12 protein-coding genes are annotated in these 15,991 nt (G+C 68.2%); 4 read left to right on the forward strand and 8 right to left on the reverse strand.

Translation table 11 applies throughout. From position 1 onward, the window contains the following. Positions 1-147: 147 nt before the first annotated feature. The 4 genes from CH341_RS00665 to CH341_RS00680 all read left to right on the forward strand — a co-directional run bounded on the left by CH341_RS00665 (position 148) and on the right by CH341_RS00680 (position 5,133). Positions 148-2,472 carry a xanthine dehydrogenase family protein molybdopterin-binding subunit gene (locus tag CH341_RS00665; protein ID WP_111417111.1) on the forward strand — a complete coding sequence of 775 codons (2,325 nt, stop codon included), beginning with the start codon at positions 148-150 and terminating at the stop codon, positions 2,470-2,472. A gap of 232 nt (positions 2,473-2,704) precedes the next feature. Then, entirely contained in the window at positions 2,705-4,267 is a 1,563-nt protein-coding gene (locus CH341_RS00670) for an acyl-CoA carboxylase subunit beta (RefSeq protein ID WP_111417112.1), read from the forward strand. Between the two features lie 34 nt (positions 4,268-4,301). Beyond that, positions 4,302-4,661 carry a hypothetical protein gene (locus CH341_RS00675; RefSeq protein WP_111417113.1) on the forward strand — a complete coding sequence of 120 codons (360 nt, stop codon included), beginning with the start codon at positions 4,302-4,304 and terminating at the stop codon, positions 4,659-4,661. 28 nt (positions 4,662-4,689) lie between these two features. Next, complete coding sequence (locus CH341_RS00680) at positions 4,690-5,133, forward strand: biotin/lipoyl-containing protein (protein WP_111417114.1); 444 nt, start codon at positions 4,690-4,692, stop codon at positions 5,131-5,133. Between the two features lie 89 nt (positions 5,134-5,222). Here CH341_RS00680 and CH341_RS00685 read toward each other — a convergent pair whose 3' ends face one another. The 8 genes from CH341_RS00685 to CH341_RS00720 form a co-directional block, all read right to left on the reverse strand. Then, on the reverse strand, positions 5,223-6,554 hold the full coding sequence (locus CH341_RS00685) for a dicarboxylate/amino acid:cation symporter (protein ID WP_111417124.1): 1,332 nt from the start codon (positions 6,552-6,554) through the stop codon (positions 5,223-5,225). Between the two features lie 128 nt (positions 6,555-6,682). Further along, positions 6,683-7,219 carry an NADH-quinone oxidoreductase subunit B family protein gene (locus CH341_RS00690; RefSeq protein ID WP_111417115.1) on the reverse strand — a complete coding sequence of 179 codons (537 nt, stop codon included), beginning with the start codon at positions 7,217-7,219 and terminating at the stop codon, positions 6,683-6,685. Positions 7,220-7,295: 76 nt separating this feature from the next. Continuing rightward, positions 7,296-8,816 carry a hydrogenase large subunit gene (locus CH341_RS00695; protein ID WP_111417116.1) on the reverse strand — a complete coding sequence of 507 codons (1,521 nt, stop codon included), beginning with the start codon at positions 8,814-8,816 and terminating at the stop codon, positions 7,296-7,298. Positions 8,817-8,821: 5 nt separating this feature from the next. Beyond that, a complete protein-coding gene (locus CH341_RS00700) occupies positions 8,822-10,282 on the reverse strand; it encodes a hydrogenase 4 subunit F (protein WP_111417117.1) in 1,461 nt (486 codons plus the stop codon). Further along, the gene (locus CH341_RS00705; RefSeq protein ID WP_111417118.1) at positions 10,282-10,953 is read right to left on the reverse strand and encodes a hydrogenase-4 component E; all 672 of its coding nucleotides are present in this window, start codon (positions 10,951-10,953) and stop codon (positions 10,282-10,284) included. The genes CH341_RS00700 and CH341_RS00705 overlap by 1 nt, the downstream gene beginning before the upstream one ends. Next, positions 10,953-11,912 carry a respiratory chain complex I subunit 1 family protein gene (locus tag CH341_RS00710; RefSeq protein WP_111417119.1) on the reverse strand — a complete coding sequence of 320 codons (960 nt, stop codon included), beginning with the start codon at positions 11,910-11,912 and terminating at the stop codon, positions 10,953-10,955. The genes CH341_RS00705 and CH341_RS00710 overlap by 1 nt, the downstream gene beginning before the upstream one ends. After that, on the reverse strand, positions 11,903-13,915 hold the full coding sequence (gene hyfB / locus CH341_RS00715) for a hydrogenase 4 subunit B (RefSeq protein WP_111417120.1): 2,013 nt from the start codon (positions 13,913-13,915) through the stop codon (positions 11,903-11,905). The genes CH341_RS00710 and hyfB overlap by 10 nt, the downstream gene beginning before the upstream one ends. Before the next feature lie 384 nt (positions 13,916-14,299). Beyond that, positions 14,300-15,598, reverse strand: a complete 1,299-nt coding sequence (locus CH341_RS00720; RefSeq protein WP_111417121.1) for a L,D-transpeptidase — start codon at positions 15,596-15,598, stop codon at positions 14,300-14,302. Between the last annotated feature and the right edge of the window lie 393 nt (positions 15,599-15,991).

Genomic DNA, 15,991 nt, shown 5'->3' on the forward strand with positions numbered 1-15,991 from the left:
TCGGCCCCGATTCCGAATGACCGCACTGCTCGGTTTTCGCGGCGCCGCGTCCAGGGCATAACTGCATTGCCCCCGATCGCCGAACGGTGAAACCGCCGCCCGGCCGCGAGGGCTGAACGCGATCGCGGAACAGGGACATCAGGGCGAATGGGCGAGTTCGGAATCGGACAGGCGGTGCGGCGTGAAGAAGACCCTTATCTGCTGCGCGGCCAGGGGCGATATGTCGGCGACGTGACGCTGCCGGGCGAGTTGCGGAGCGCGGTCCTGAGATCCCCCCATGCCCATGCCGAGATCGTCTCGCTGGACGTGACGGCCGCCGAGAGAATGCCCGGGGTGGTGACGATCCTGACCGGCCGCGATGCCGCCGTCGCCGCACTCGGAACCCAGGTCCCACATACGCCGCGCCGGCGCCAGGACGGATCAGCGGCCTTCGTCACGCCGCAGCCCGTGCTGGCCGCCGACCGGGTACGGCATGTCGGCGAGGCCATCGCGTTCGTGGTCGCCGAGACGCTCAATGCCGCCAGGGACGCGGCCGAGGCGATCGTGGTGGACTACGCACCACTGCCGGCCGTGCCGACCCTGGCCGATGCGATCGCACCCGGGGCCACCGCGGTCCATGACGGCTGCCCGTCCAACGACGCCTTCTTCCATGCGATCGGAGACGCCGACGCGACGGCGCGGGCGATCGCCGGAGCGCCCCGGGTGGTGCGTCGGCGGCTCCCCATCAGCCGCGTCGTGGCGAACCCGATCGAGCCGCGTGGCTGCGTGGCCGAATACGACCCGCGGGTGGATCGCACGACGCTGCGCTGCACCACCCAGGCGCCCCACACGTTCCGGCGCATCATCGCGACCGAGATCCTCCGCGTGCCCGAATCCCGGCTCCGCGTCGTCTCGGACAATGTCGGCGGCGGCTTCGGCGCCCGCGGACAGGTCGCGCCCGAGTTCGCCCTCGCCTGCCTCGCGGCCCGGCTCACCGCCCGCCCGGTGCGCTGGACGGCCGACCGCAGCGAAGCGCTCCTTTCGGACGAGCACAATCGCGACAACATCACCGAGGCCGAGCTGGCGCTCGACCAGGACGGCAAGTTCCTGGCTCTCCGGGTGAAGACCTTCGCCAACCTGGGAGCCTATTACGGCTGCGACCGAACCGCCGGGCCGCCGGTCAACAATCTCGGCGTGCTCGCCGGCACCTACGTGATCCCGGCGATCCGGGTCGAGGTCACGGGCGTGCTCAGCAACACCATGGTCACCGGCCCCTATCGCGGTGCCGGCCGCCCCGAAGCAGCCTATGTCATCGAGACCATGGTGGACGCCGCGGCGCGCGAGCTCGGCATCGATCCGGTCGAGCTCCGGCGCCGCAACACGATCCCGGCTGCGGCGATGCCGTACAAGACCGCGCTCGTCTACACCTACGACTGCGGCGACTTCGGCAAGAACATCGAGGACGCGCTGCGGCTCGCCGACGCCGGCGGCTTTCCGGCGCGACTGGAGGACTCGCGAGCGAAGGGCAAGCTGCGCGGCTTCGGACTGTCCAGCACGGTGGAAGCGTCCAACGGCGGCTTGATCGAGCATGCCGACATCCGGTTCGACCCGGGCGGGTCCGTCACCGTCTCGGTCGGCACCCACGACCACGGCCAGGGCCACCAGACCACCTTCCGTCAGATCGTCGCCGACAAGCTCGGCCTCGATCCGTCACAGATCATGTTCCGCTGGGGGGACACCGAGCAGGTCGACATCGGGACCGGCACGTTCGGCTCGCGTTCGACCGTCACGGCGGGCAGCGCGATCGTCGCGGCCGCCGACAAGATCGTCGCCAAGGCACGGGCGATCGCGGCCGCGATGCTGGAGGCCGATCCCACCGATCTCGAATTCGCGAACGGCCGCTTCGCCGTCGCCGGCACCGACCGCGGCGTCGGTCTCGCCGAGGTGGCGCGGGCCTCGTTCTCGCCCGCCCGGATTCCGAAGGGCCTCGAGCCCGGCCTGTTCGAGTCCTACACGTCGGACGGCGGCGTGCGCACTTATCCGAACGGCTGTCACATCAGCGAAGTGGAGATCGACCCGGAGACCGGCGTCGTGAGGCTGGTCCGCTACGCGGCCGTCGACGATGTCGGACGGATGATCAATCCGCTGCTGGTCGAGGGACAGATCCACGGCGGCATCGCCCAAGGCGCCGGGCAGGCGCTGATGGAATCCGTCGTCTACGACGAGACGGGACAGCTGATCACCGGCTCGTTCACGGACTACTGCATGCCGCGCGCCTACGACTTCCCGCCGATTCTGCTCGGGGAGAACGAAGTACCGACCGCCACGAACCCGCTCGGCGTCAAAGGTGCCGGCGAGTCTGGAACAGTCGGAGCGATGTCGTCGATCGCGATCGCGGTCAACGATGCGCTCGCGCGTGCCGGCGTCGCGCCCGTCGCCATGCCGGCCACGCCCGAGAAGATCTGGCGTGCGATCCGTGACGCTGCGTCATAGCGGCTGCCCGCACACCGCCACTCCGGATCACTGCTTATTGATTCGCAACTGGTTTTTGGCGCCCATGGGTATCTGCCGCAAGTGCGGAGGGAATCGACGAGAACGCGCGCTTATGGTGTAGTTGGTCGCTCCGGGCGCGGTCGCGGGGTGATTTGAGCGAAGGCCGCGTTCGATCCGATGGAAAAGCAAACGCGGCGTTATCCATCCGGCATCGGTGGAGAAGGGGGCGAGCATGCCGCTCGACGATGAATTACGGTCAACTCTCGCCAAGCGCCGGGACAAGATTCTGGCCGCTGGTGGCGCAAAGAAGACTGCCGATCGTCACGCCAAGGGCCTGATGACGGCGCGCGAGCGGATCGCGGCGCTGCTGCAGGACGGCACCTTCCAGGAATACGGCGCGCATGCGAAGCATGCCTGCACGGCCTTCGGCATGTCGGAGGTCGAGATTCCGGCCGATGGTGTCGTGGTCGGCACCGGCTATGTCGGCGGTCGACAGGTTGCCGCGTTCAGCCAGGACTTCACGGTCGTCGGCGGCACTCTCGGCAAGATGCACGGCCAGAAGATCGTCTGGGCCATGGACTACGCCGAGAAGAACGGCGTGCCGCTGGTCGGCTTCAAGGATTCGGGCGGTGCCCGCATCCAGGAAGGCATCGACGCTCTCTCCGGTTACGGCGAGGTGTTCTATCGCAACGTGGTGCTCTCCGGCGTGGTGCCGCAGATCGCCATCATCGCCGGGCCGTGCGCCGGCGGCGCCTCCTACTCTCCCGCGCTGATGGATTTCATCATCATGACGCGGCAGAACGCCCAGATGTTCATCACCGGCCCGCAGGTGATCAAGTCGGTCTCCGGCCGCGACGTGAGCATGGACGACGTCGGCGGCGCCGAGATGCACGCCTCGGTGAGCGGCAACGTGCACCTGCTGGCCGACGACGACGCCCACGCCGTCGAGCTGACCCAGAAGCTGCTGTCGTTCTTCCCGAGCAACAATACCGAAGATCCGCCCCACGACCCGACCCCGGAGCTCAACCTCGATCCCGATCCGGGCATCGACGCGCTGGTGCGCTCCGACGCCTCCGAGCCGATGGACATGCACGCCATTGTCCGCCGCGTGCTCGACGACGGCGATCTCCTCGAAATACACGCCCAGTTCGCCAAGAACCTGATCGTCGGCTTCGGCCGGGTTCAGGGCGTGATCGTCGGCATCCTGGCCAACAACTCGATGGAGAAGGCCGGCTGCCTGGACATCGACTCGTCCGACAAGGGTGCCCGGTTCATCCGCTTCTGCAACGCCTTCAACATTCCGATCGTCACCTTCGTGGACGTCCCCGGCTTCCTGCCCGGGATCGACCAGGAGCGCGGCGGCATCATCCGGCACGGCGCCAAGATGCTGTTCGCCTATTCCAGCGCGACCGTGCCGAAGATCACGATCGTGACCCGAAAGGCCTATGGCGGCTCGTATCTCGCGATGTGCAGCCAGGAGATGGGGGCCGACGTAGTGTTCGCCTGGCCGACGGCGCAGATCGCCGTGATGGGCGGCGAAGGCGCCGTCAACATCCTGTACAGCAAGGAGCTGAAGGCGATCGAGGACGCGGGAGCCAAGCGGGCCAAGCGCAAGGAGTTCGTCGAGCACTATCGCAACGAGTTCGCCTCGCCCTATCTGGCCGCGTCCAAGGGCTACATCACCGACATCATCGAGCCGGAGATGACCCGCGCCACGATCTCGCTGTCGCTTCGCAAGCTGCTCACCAAGCGCGAGCTGCGGCCGGCGAAGAAGCACGGGCTGATCCCGCTTTGATGACCATGCCGCAGCAAAACGGAGTCCTTCGGACATGACTCAGGAGATGCTCGGGGGCCTCCTCCTCCAGCTCTACGGCTCGTTCCTGGTGAGCGCCGTGGTGGCCGCCCTGACGGCGGTCGTCACGGTCAGGATCATGATGCGCCGCCCGCAGCAAGAGGCCGTGGCCGTGCCGGCCGCGGCCCCCAAGCTGCCGACGACGGCGACAGCACCGGCCTTCGGGCCGGGCGTGAGCTCCGACGACCTCGCCGTGATCGCCGCCATCGCGGCGGCCGCGTTCGGGGCTCACCGGATCGTCTATATCGGCGAGGCACGACCCGGCTCCGGCTGGACCGCTCAGACGCGGACGCGTCACCACGCCTCGCATGCACCCCACAAGTCGAACCACAACTGACATCGCGCCGTTCGGGACGAGACCAATCATGATGAGACATCTGCGGATCACTGTCGACGGCCGGGTATTCGACGTCGTCGTCGAGGACGTCACGGACGCCGGCGCCTACATGCCCGCTCCGATTCCGGCGCCCGTGGCCCATGCGCCCGTCGCCCCGCCCCGGCCTGCTCCGGCGCCTGTGGCGCCTCCGGCCGCGCCCGCGGCGGCTCCGGCTCCGGCCGCTGCCCCGGCCGCCAAGGGTGCCGCCCCGAGCGGCGGCGCCGACGACCAGCTCGCGCCCCTGGCCGGCGTGGTGCTCGAGGTCAGCGTATCGGTCGGCGACAAGGTCGATGCCGACGATCAGGTCGTCGTGCTCGAGGCGATGAAGATGAAAACCGTGATCGGCGCCCACAAGGCCGGCACCGTCACGGGCGTCCACGTGAAGGAAGGCGACGCGGTCGACGCCGACCAGCCGCTGGTGACGATCAGCTGACGCGATCGGGCGCTTCGGCGCCGGCTGTCACGAAAACTCTGCAAAGAACCGGCCGCCTCGGCGGCCGGTTCTCTTTTGTACAGATCGCGTCAACCCGCAGCGCTTGCAGCGGTCTCGGGCGACGGCCGTTTGCCCGACATGGCCGACCGGAGCTTCTCGCGGTCGAGCTCGCCCTCCCACCAGGACACGACGATGCAGGCCACGCCGTTGCCGGTGAGATTGGTCAGAGCCCGGCACTCACTCATGAACTTGTCGATCGAGAAGACGATCGCCATGCCGGGCACCAGCGCCGGGTTGACCACGGTCAGGGTCGCCGCGAGCGTGACGAAGCCGGCACCGGTGACGCCGCTCGCCCCCTTGGAGGTGAGCATGGCGACGAGCAGGATGGTGATCTGGTCGGCGAAGGACAGCTCGACACCCATGGCCTGCGCGATGAACAGCGTCGCCAGGGTCATGTAGATGTTGGTGCCGTCGAGATTGAACGAATAGCCGGTCGGGACGACCAGTCCGACCACCGACCTCGAGCAGCCCAGCGCCTCGAGCTTGCGCATGAGCTGAGGCAGCGCGCTCTCCGACGAGGAGGTGCCGAGCACGATCAGCAGCTCGTCCTTGATGTAGGCCAGGAAGCGCGTGATACGGAAGCCGGTGATGCGGGCGATGGTCCCGAGGACCAAGAACACGAACAGCGCCGCCGTGAGATAGAACAGACCGACCAGCCCGGCGAGATTGCCGAGCGCGGCCGGGCCGAACTTGCCGATCGTATAGGCCATCGCGCCGAAGGCGCCGAACGGCGCCGCTTTCATGACGATGGCGATGACGCCGAACACGCCTTGCGCCAGGTCGTCGATCAAGGTGCGGACGCCGTGGCCGCGCTCGCCCAGAATCATCAGGGCGAAGCCGAACAGGATCGAGAACAGCAGGATCTGCAGGATGTCGCCCCGGGCGAAGGCCCCCACCACGCTGTCCGGAATGATGCCGAGCACGAAGTCGACGGTCTTGTGCTCGCCCGCCTGCTGGGCGAACTTCGCCACCGCCTGGGCATTCGCCTGGGCGCCGATGCCGTGACCGACCGGGAACATATTCCCCACGACGAGGCCGATGACGAGCGCAAAGGTCGACACCACCTCGAAATACAGCAGCGCCTTCACCCCGACGCGGCCGACCTTCTTGGCGTCCTGGATGTGGGCGATGCCGGACACCACGGTGCAGAAGATGATCGGCCCGATGACCATCTTGATCAGCTTGATGAAGCCGTCGCCGAGGGCCTTGATCCATTCGTTGGTCGCGATCTCGGGCTGAAGCCAGCCGAGCAGTCCGCCGATCACGATCGCGAACAGCACCTGGATGTAGAGGGTCTGGTAGAAGGCTTTCTTGGCGCGGACCGGAGTGCCGGCCTCGATATGCATCGTCATCGTCGACATCGAAAAAACCTCGGCGCGAAAAAAATGCAGAAATTCGAGCACGCACAGTCACTGAAGACCGGCACCGAAGTCCATCAGTAGTATAGCCGATGACCCGCAACCCGCCGTAGTCCGCCGGGAGAGGTAAGCTAGCCCCGGGCACGTACCGGCGTGCTGGCCCGATCGACGAGCGCGATCAAGCCCTGCAGCAAATCGATGGGGCGAGGCGGGCACCCACGCAGCGTCAGGTCGACCGGGACGACCTTGTCCACGGCGCCGACGACCGCGTAGCTCTCTCCGAACACGCCGCAGCCGGCGGCGCAATCGCCGACCGCCACGACCCATTTCGGGTCGGGGGTGGCCGCGTAAGTGCGCTCCAGGGCTACCTTCATGTTGCGGGTGACCGGCCCGGTCACCATCAGCACGTCGGCATGCCGCGGCGAGGCGACGAAGCGCAGCCCGAAGCGCTCGCAGTCGTAGATCGCGTTGTTGAGCGCGTGGATCTCCAGCTCGCAGCCGTTGCACGAGCCGGCGTCGACCTCGCGGATCGTCAGCGAACGACCATAGACTCGCCGCACCCGATCCTCGAGCGTACGGCCGACCTCCTCGAGCGCGCCCGGCGAGGGCCCGGGCGCCGGCACCGTCACGGGGGTCGCGAACAATGATTTCAGGATCAGGGTGCGCATGACGGCTCGATGCCCCGGGTGAGATGCCGCACGCTCACCTGCCCGTCCTGATCGACGGAGACGTCTGGCGCGGCCGTCACAGATCGTGTCCCGAATAGGAGCAGTTGAAGGACTTGTTGCAGAGGGGGAAGTCCGCGACGATGTTCCCTTCGATCGCGGCCTCGAGCAGCGGCCATTGGAACCAGGACGCGTCGCGAACATGGCAGCGCGCGACCTTTCGACCCGGTAGCAGCCGCAGCCAGACCAGGAGGTCGCCCCTGAACGCCTCCGTCACGGCGATCCCCTCGCACGGCGCGACGGCGTCCGGCACCGGCGCCAGGATCGGCCCGACCGGCAGGGCGCGGAGCCACTCCCGGATCATCTTCATCGAGGCGGCGACCTCGCGGATGCGGATCTGCACGCGGGCATCCACGTCGCCCGCGGTGAGCACCGGCACCTCGAAGTCGCGGCCCGCATAAGGAGCGTAAGCCAGATCCCGCCGCGCGTCGAAGTCGCGCGCCGACGCCCGGCCGACCGGCCCCCCGGCCGCGAACCGCACCGCGAGGTCCGCTGCGAGATGGCCGGTTCCGCAGGTGCGGTCCTGGATCGACGGCGTGTCCTCGTACAGGCGGACGATCTCGTCGAAGGCGGGAGAAATCTCGTCGAGCGCGGCGGCGATCAGCCGCGCGCCCTCGGCCGTGACGTTGGTCGTGACGCCGCCCGGCACGATCGTGTCCATCATCAGGCGGTGGGCGAACACGGCGGCCGAGGCCGCCAGGATGCGCTCCCGGTAGATGCCGCAATGGGCCAGCATGATGGCGAAGGCCGCATCGTTGCAGATCGCGCCGATGTCGCCGAAATGATTTGCTAATCGCTCCAGCTCGGCCATCACGCCGCGGATCACCGCGGCACGACGCGGGACCTCGATCCCCAGCGCCGCCTCGACGGCGAGGGCGTACGCGAAGCTCGCCGCGACGGTCGAGTCGCCTGACACGCGCGCCACCACCTTCGCGGCCTGCTCGACCGGGACATTGGTGGTGAGAACATCGATACCCTTGTGGACGTAACCGAGCCGCTCCTCCAGCCGCACCACGGTCTCGCCGTTTGCCGTGAAGCGGAAATGGCCGGGCTCGATGATGCCGGCATGCACGGGTCCGACCGGAATCTGATGTAACCCCTCCCCGACTACGGGCAGCATGTCGTAGTCGGCCGGGTCGCGCGGCACGGCTTGGCCGCGAGAGCCCAGCGGGTGGGCGAGGGTCCAGGCCCCATGGTCGAGCCACGGCCGCAGGTCCGGCGCGCCGACGGGCTCATAGCCATAGAGATCGCGGATCGCCCGCTCGGGACGGATCGCCGGCGCGTGCCGACAGCCGACAGAGGGAAAACGCCCATCGATCACGGCCGTGGACACCACGCACGGTGCTTCGCCGATGCGGCGGAGCGCCATGTGGACCATGCCGGTGTCGGCCCACAGCGCCAGCATCTCACGCTCGCCGTCGCCGAGCGCCTGCGCGATCGCCTCGAACGCCGTGGTATCGACCTCGTAGCGCGGCCAGGGGCGGAGCGCGACCACGGTCAGCGCGTCGGCCAGCAGAGCGGAGATGCGGTCCTCGGCCATGACAGTCACCCGAGCAGCGCGGCGACGCCGCGGAACCAGCGCACCAGCGCCTCCGGCAGCCACAGGCCGGCGACCAGCGCGATCAGCAGATGGACGAAGAGCGGCACGAAGGACGCCTTCACGGGCTCCGATTTTCCCCGCGGGACGCCGAACATCACGTCCTGCAGGCGCAGGAGCAGCGCGCCCAGCGCGAGCAGCAGCCCGAGGACCAGCAGCACCGTGAGGATCGGCTGGCGCGAGAAGGCAGTGGAGACCAGCAGGAACTCGCTCATGAACACGCCGAAGGGCGGCAGGCCGACGATCGCGATCACGCCGAGCGCGAAGCCGACCGCGAGCGCCGGATGCGTCGTCGACAGGCCGCTGATATCGGCGAGCCGCTGCGTGCCCTTGGCCTGCGCGACGTGGCCGACGGCGAAGAAGATCGCCGACTTGACCAGCGAATGCATGGTCATGTGCAGAAGGCCGGCGAAGTTCGCCAGCGGCCCGCCGATGCCGAACGCGAAGGTCGCGATGCCCATGTGCTCGATGGACGAATAGGCGAACAGCCGCTTGATGTCGCGCCGGCGGTACAGCATGAACGCCGCGAACAGCAGGCTGACGAGGCCGAGCGTCATCAGGATGGCGCCGGCGTCGATGGCGAACGGATTGCCGGCCAGCACCATCTTGAAGCGCAGCAGGGCATAGAGCGCGACATTGAGGAGAAGCCCCGAGAGCACGGCCGAGATCGGTGTCGGCCCCTCGGCATGGGCGTCCGGCAGCCAGGCGTGGAACGGCGCCAGCCCGACCTTGGTGCCGTAGCCGACCAGCAGGAACACGAAGGCGAGCGACAACAGCTTCGGATCGAGCTGCCCGGCATGGGCGACGATCTCGTCCCAGGCCATCGCCGGGACGCCGCTGCCGATGACGCTCGACGACACCATGTAGATCAAGATGGTGCCGAAGAAGGCGAGGCCGATGCCGACGCTGCCGAGGATGAAGTACTTCCACGCCGCCTCGATGGCCTCGGGCGTCCGATAGATGCCGACCATCATCACGGTCGCCAGCGTCGCGACCTCGAGCCCCACCCACATCAGGCCGATATTGTTGGAGACGAGCGCGAGATTCATCGCGCCCATCATGGCCTGATACATGGCGTGGTAGAATCGCAGGAAGGTCGGCGTCAGCTTGCCGGTCTCCAGCTCGTGGCCGATATAGCTGGCGCTGTAGACGCTGGTGGTGAAGCCGACGAAGGCGGTCAGCACGATCAGGAAGATGTTGAAGTCGTCGATGATGAGGAAGTCGCCGCGAATGCGCGGAGCGGCCAGCAGCAGCACGCCGGCCAGGAGGGTGAGCCCCGAGAACAGCACGTTCAGGCCGGCGCTGAGCCGGTAATTGGAGATCGCGACCAGCACGGGGATCGCGATCGCCGGGAACAGCAGGACCAGCGTCACGGGCGACAGCGGCAGCGCGGCCACGAGCTCCTGCATCACAGGTGCTCCCGCCGCTCGCCGCGGAAGCGTTCGAGCACGTTGACGTCGACCGTGTCGAAGCGCTCGCGGATGCGGAACACGAACACGCCGAACACGATGAAGGCGATCAGCACCGAGAAGGCGACCGACACCTCGACCACGAGCGGCATGCCCCGGGCGCCGGTCGCGGCCAGGATCAGGCCGTTCTCCAGCGACATGAAGCCGACCACCTGGGTAACGGCGTTGCGCCGGGTGATCATCAGCAGCAGGCCGAGCAGCACCACGGCGAGCGCGAACGCGAAGTCCTCGCGCGCCACCGGGTCCGCGGTCTCGACCACCGGCTGCACGAGCAGGATCGAGAGGGCGACCAAGGCGAGGCCCGCCAGCATGGTCAGGCCGCCGCTGACCACCCGCTCGACCTCGCGATGAACGTCGAGCTTGCGGACGATCCGGTGCAGCGCGGTCGGGATGATGATGCCCTTGGCGATCAGCGCGATGAAGGCGGTCGCCAAAAGGTGCGGCGCCCCCTGCACGATCGACTGCCAGCCGACCGAGAGCGACAGCACCACGGCCTGGAGCGCGAACACGTTGATCACGGCCGTGATGCGATCCTGGTAGAGCAGCATCAGGCTGAGCACCAGGACGCCGGCGGCGAACAGATGTGCGATGTCGAACCACAGCGGGGACATCAGAACCCTCGCGACACGAAGCGCAGGAACACGGCGAGCGCCGCGGCGGCGAAGGCGCTGCCCACGAACGCGGGATAACGGAACACCCGCATCTTCGCGACCGTGGTCTCGGCGATCGGCAGCAGCACCGCGAACACGGCGAGCTTGCCCAGGAAGGTGACGATGCCGATCCCCAAGGCGAGCGCCGACTGGTCGCCGCCGACCGCCATGCCGAAGGGGGCGAACAAGCAGGCGACGAGCGAGAAGTACAGCACCAGCTTGAGCTGGGCGGCCGCCTCGATCATGGCGAGATGGCGCCCGGAGTATTCGAGGATCATCGCCTCGTGCACCATGGTCAGCTCGAGATGCGTCGCCGGATTGTCGATCGGGATGCGGGCGTTCTCGGCGATGCCGACCACGATCAGCGCGAGCAGAGCCAGGCCGAGCGACACCCGCACGCCGACGTCGCCGGTCGAGAACAGTGCCGCGATGGCGGAGAGCTGGGTGGTGCCGGCGATCAGCGCGACCGCGAAGGAGATCAGCAGCATGGCCGGCTCGGCCAGCGACGCGATCATCATCTCGCGCGACGAGCCGAGGCCGCCGAAGGCGGTGCCGACATCCATGCCGGCGAGCGCCAGGGCGAAGCGCGCGGTGCCGAGCAGCGCGATCACGGCGATCAGATCGGCCGACCAGGAGAACAGGAGGCCGGTCGCATAGGTCGGGACGAGGCCCGCCGCCACCCAGGTCGCCGCGAACACCACATAGGGCGCGCGACGGTAGACCCAGGAGGCGTTCGGGGCGACCACGACCTCCTTGTGCATCAGCTTCCACAGATCGAGATAAGGCTGCACCAGCGGCGGCCCACGCCGGCGCAACAGGCGTGCCCGGACTTTCCGGGTGATGCCCATGATCAGCGGCGCGATCGCCACCACCATGCCGATCTGCAGGAGCTGCAGCGCGAGCTCGACGGTCAGCGCCATATCGCCACCACCAGCATGAGGACGATCAGGGCCGCGAAGACCAGCGCGAGATAGCGCCGGATGGTGAGGAACTGCAGCCGGTTGAGCCGCTGGGCGCTGCGCATGATCCAGCGGACCAGCGGTCCGTAGAGGAAGCGCCAGGCGGGATCGCGGACCCGCATCCGAAACCGGGCGGCGCGCATCTCGCCCGGGCGCGGCATGTCGACGGTCTCGTGCACAGCGAACAGCACGGTGCCGAAGACGCGGCGGATCGGCATCGCGAAGCTCGAGCTGGTGTACTGCGTCACCGGGCTGTCGAGCGGATAGCCGCAGTCCCAGATCGGGCTCGTGCGGGTGCTCCGCGAGGCCAGCCGGTGCACCACCACGGCGGTCATCACGCCGGAGACGACCAGGAAGAAGAAGATGACCAGGCCGTTGTAGGAGCTGCGGCTCTCTGCGATCGGCACGATCGACAGCCAGGGCAGCCCCGCCTGGGCCGGCAGCGCGCTCCAGGTGAGCTCGCGGGCGACCGGAGACAGCGCGTCGATGACGAAGCCCGGCAGGGTGCCGGCGAGCACGCAGACCCAGGCGAGCAGCAGCATCGCGGTGAGCGAGAAGCCGTCCACCTCCACCGCGGTGGCGGCGGCGGAGGAGCGCGGCCGGCTCAGGAACACCACGCCGAAGGCCTTGACGAAGCAGGCGCCGGCGAGCGCCGCCGCGAGCGCCAGCATGGCGCCGACGGCAGGCACGGCGAACTTCAAACCCCATTGCGGGAGCTGCGGGCTGAGCAAAATCGCCTGGAACGTCATCCACTCCGAGACGAAGCCGTTGAGTGGCGGCAGCGCCGCGATCGACATGCAGCCGATCAGGAAGACGACCGCGGTCTGCGGCATGCGGTGGACGAGGCCGCCGAGCTTCTCCATGTCGCGCTCGCCGGTCGCCGAAAGCACGGCCCCGGCGCCGAAGAACAAGAGGCTCTTGAAGACCGAATGATTGAACACGTGGAACAGCGCCGCCGTCAGCGCGAGCGCGGCGGCGGGCCCCTGCCCGTTCGCCCGGAACGCCAGCGCCAGCCCGAGGCCGATGAAGACGATGCCGATGTTCTCGACCGTCGAATAGGCGAGCAGGCGCTTGAGGTCGCGCTGCATCACCGCATAGAGCACGCCGAGCGCCGCCGTGGCGCCACCCGCGACCACGACCACGAGGCCGGCCCAGGGGCTGAAATCGCCGACCACGTCGAAGACGATGCGGATGAAGCCGTAGATGCCGACCTTGGTCATCACGCCGCTGAGCAGCGCCGAGACGTGGCTCGGCGCCGCCGGATGGGCGAGCGGCAGCCACACATGGAGGGGGACGAGACCGGCCTTGGAGCCGGCGCCGATCAGCGCCAGCAGGGTCGCGGTGGCGGCGACGGACTCGCTCACGGTCGCGGTGCGCATGCGCTCGAACGTGAACTCGCCGCCGGCCGCGGCCAGCAGCCCGAGCGCCAGCAGCAGGCACAGCGTGCCGAAGCTCGCCATCGCCAGATAGGTGAAGCCGGCCCGGATGTTGGCCGCCACCTGATGATGCGAGACGACCAGCGTCCAGGAGGCGAGCGACATGAACTCCCAGGACAGCAGGAACGAGAAGCCGTCGGCGGCGAGCAGGACGAGGTTCATGCCGGCCAGGAACGGACCGAAAAACGGCAGGACGCGCATCGGCGCGTGCTCGTGGCGGCCGTAGCCGATGGCGTAGAGGCTCGAGGCGGCAGCGCCGAAATTCACCACCAGCATGAAGAAGGCCGAGAGCGAATCGAGGCGGAAATGGGCGCCCAGGCCGGGAAGGCCGATCGGCAGCACGGTCGCGGTCGCCGGCCGTCCGCCCAGCAGCACGTCGAGGGCGAGCAGCAGGGCGGCGAGCGCGATCACCAGGGTCGTGCCGTAGACGAGCGGCGTCGCGATCGCACGGCCCCCGAGAACCACCGCCAAGACGCCGGTTCCGAGAAAGCCCGCGATGCACCAAAGACCGATCGCGACCTCCGGCATGCCCCCACCCCGTATGCCGATCCGGGACAGCGGGCCGCTGACACGGTGAGGATCACCGCAAGGCGCCGCGAGGCGACGACGAGCGCCGCACGCGCCGGACCCGGGAGTCCGAAGGACACCCGCACGACGCGAGACACGCGCCGCCACTTGCCGAAGCCGGTCCGGCCAGATCGGAAAGCGATTCCTTAACGCACCGACGTCCTGGCATCCAGGACAATTTCCGGGACCCTGCCTCGCACTCGGGAAAAATACCTACGCTCATCGTCCGGAGAAGTCGTCCGAACCGAGCAAAAGCAAATGGCCGGGCGAGAGGCCCGGCCATTGTCTCGAGGTTCGGAGCGGCGAGTCGTCACGCCGGGGCGTGGCGCCCCGAAAGCGCGTCGTTCAGCGGCTCAGCACGATGAAGTCGGTGCCGCGGCCGGTCTGCGGGCCGAGGCCTTTGTCGGACACGATCAGCGACGCGCCGGGCGACATCAGGTCGGAGAGCTTCTCCACCGCCTCGGCCGGCAGCTCGACGCGATCGAGCGCGTCCTTGGCCGTGATGGCCGGCGTGGCGGCCGGGATCGCCGGAGCGACGACTTTGGCGCCCTTCGCCTTACGCGACTCGGCAGCAGGCTCGGAGCGCATTTCCGGCGGCAGCGACATCGCGGTCCAGCGCAGCGTCCGCCCGTCCTCCTCGAAGCCGGTCGCCGTGAACACGTGCGTCCCGAGCAGCTTGTCGGCTTGGGCGACCGTGATCGGGGTCTCGTAGATCGGCTCGAACCCCTTGCGGACGAACAGCTTGCCTTCCTTCTTGCTGACGAAGATCGCGACCGGGCCCGGCTTCAGCGGCTTCACCGGCCCCTGCTCGGCGAGCGGAGCGATCGGAGCGGGCGCGGCGGCGGGAGCGGTCGTCGTCGGCACGGCAGCGGGCTCGGCGGAAGGGGCCGTCTCAGGAGCCGGCGCGACGGCTTCGGCGGCCGGCGCGGCCGGGCTCGGCGCATCGGTCGCCGTTCCGTCGGTCGCGGCCGCGGTCTTGCCGGACGCACGGGACAAATCCACCATCGGCACCGCGGGCTCCGGCTTCTTCTTCAAGAGCGCGAGCTGCGGATGCGAAAACTCGACCGGCACGACCGCGGTCCGAGCCACGACGACCCGCGTGCCGAGCTTGGTCATGCCCCAGAGCTGGGTCGCGAAGGAGTTCGGCAGGCGGATGCAGCCGTGCGACGCCGGATAGCCGGGCAGCGCGCCCGTATGCATCGCGGTGCCGGACCAGGTCAGCCGCTGCATGTAGGGCATCGGCGCGTTGTTGTAGAGATTGGAGTAGTGATAGCGGTCCTTCTGGATCACGCTGAACACGCCCGTGAGGGTCGGATGCGCCTTGGTGCCGCTGGAGATCGGCGCTTCGGCGATCTGGCCGGCCGCGTCGTAGACCCGGACACGCTGCTCGCCGATCGACACCGAGACGACGAGCGGCCCGCGGGGCTGCCGCTGCGCGGCGGCGTCCTTCTTGGGCTCCTCGGTCTTGGTGCGCTTTGCCTTCTTGGCAGGCCGCGGCTGGGCCGGCATCATCACGGGCCCGGGGGCGCGCATCACCGGCTGGCCGCCGTAATAGTAATAATAAGAAGCATCGGCCGTGCCGACTGACAGAACCGTCAGTGCTGCACCGAGCGCGATCACAGATAGTCCCGATAGGACCGACATTCCGACCGGAACCGTCCGCCCGCGAGTACGCAGCACTTCGTTACACGTCGTGTCGGTCACGAGAGCCCCCCCGTGTTGCTCGGCGCGTCGTCGAAGCAGATCGCGCCGTGGTAGTAGAACGCCATCGACCCAACAAGGTTCCGGCGCTCTTTCCGATTATTCTCGCCGTGAATTCTTAAAAGACATGGCTTTTCGCCACACCCGAGGGGGTGAGTCGGCCCTTCGGCAGCCGGTTTCAGACGTGAGAGTTAGCCCGACGCTAGACGGTTCGATCGGATTGTAATGATTTCTCGACCGTACCCTCCTCCACGACTCGTTTGAGGTATGCGCCGTAGTTTGTCTTTTCGTATCGCTTGGCGAGACGGAGGAGGGTTTCGGCGTCGATGAAGCCCT

It is taken from the genome of Rhodoplanes roseus, from assembly GCF_003258865.1.
In the GTDB taxonomy this organism is placed as follows: Bacteria; Pseudomonadota; Alphaproteobacteria; order Rhizobiales; family Xanthobacteraceae; genus Rhodoplanes; species Rhodoplanes roseus.

What these genes read in the sequence shown, in the direction of transcription:
- CH341_RS00665 (WP_111417111.1), top strand. Translation starts at nt 148, where the DNA reads ATGGGCGAGTTCGGAATCGGACAGGCGGTGCGGCGTGAAGAAGACCCT.
- CH341_RS00670 (WP_111417112.1), top strand. Translation starts at nt 2,705, where the DNA reads ATGCCGCTCGACGATGAATTACGGTCAACTCTCGCCAAGCGCCGGGAC.
- CH341_RS00675 (WP_111417113.1), top strand. Translation starts at nt 4,302, where the DNA reads ATGACTCAGGAGATGCTCGGGGGCCTCCTCCTCCAGCTCTACGGCTCG.
- CH341_RS00680 (WP_111417114.1), top strand. Translation starts at nt 4,690, where the DNA reads ATGATGAGACATCTGCGGATCACTGTCGACGGCCGGGTATTCGACGTC.
- CH341_RS00685 (WP_111417124.1), bottom strand. Translation starts at nt 6,554, where the DNA reads ATGTCGACGATGACGATGCATATCGAGGCCGGCACTCCGGTCCGCGCC.
- CH341_RS00690 (WP_111417115.1), bottom strand. Translation starts at nt 7,219, where the DNA reads ATGCGCACCCTGATCCTGAAATCATTGTTCGCGACCCCCGTGACGGTG.
- CH341_RS00695 (WP_111417116.1), bottom strand. Translation starts at nt 8,816, where the DNA reads ATGGCCGAGGACCGCATCTCCGCTCTGCTGGCCGACGCGCTGACCGTG.
- CH341_RS00700 (WP_111417117.1), bottom strand. Translation starts at nt 10,282, where the DNA reads ATGCAGGAGCTCGTGGCCGCGCTGCCGCTGTCGCCCGTGACGCTGGTC.
- CH341_RS00705 (WP_111417118.1), bottom strand. Translation starts at nt 10,953, where the DNA reads ATGTCCCCGCTGTGGTTCGACATCGCACATCTGTTCGCCGCCGGCGTC.
- CH341_RS00710 (WP_111417119.1), bottom strand. Translation starts at nt 11,912, where the DNA reads ATGGCGCTGACCGTCGAGCTCGCGCTGCAGCTCCTGCAGATCGGCATG.
- hyfB (WP_111417120.1), bottom strand. Translation starts at nt 13,915, where the DNA reads ATGCCGGAGGTCGCGATCGGTCTTTGGTGCATCGCGGGCTTTCTCGGA.
- CH341_RS00720 (WP_111417121.1), bottom strand. Translation starts at nt 15,598, where the DNA reads ATGTCGGTCCTATCGGGACTATCTGTGATCGCGCTCGGTGCAGCACTG.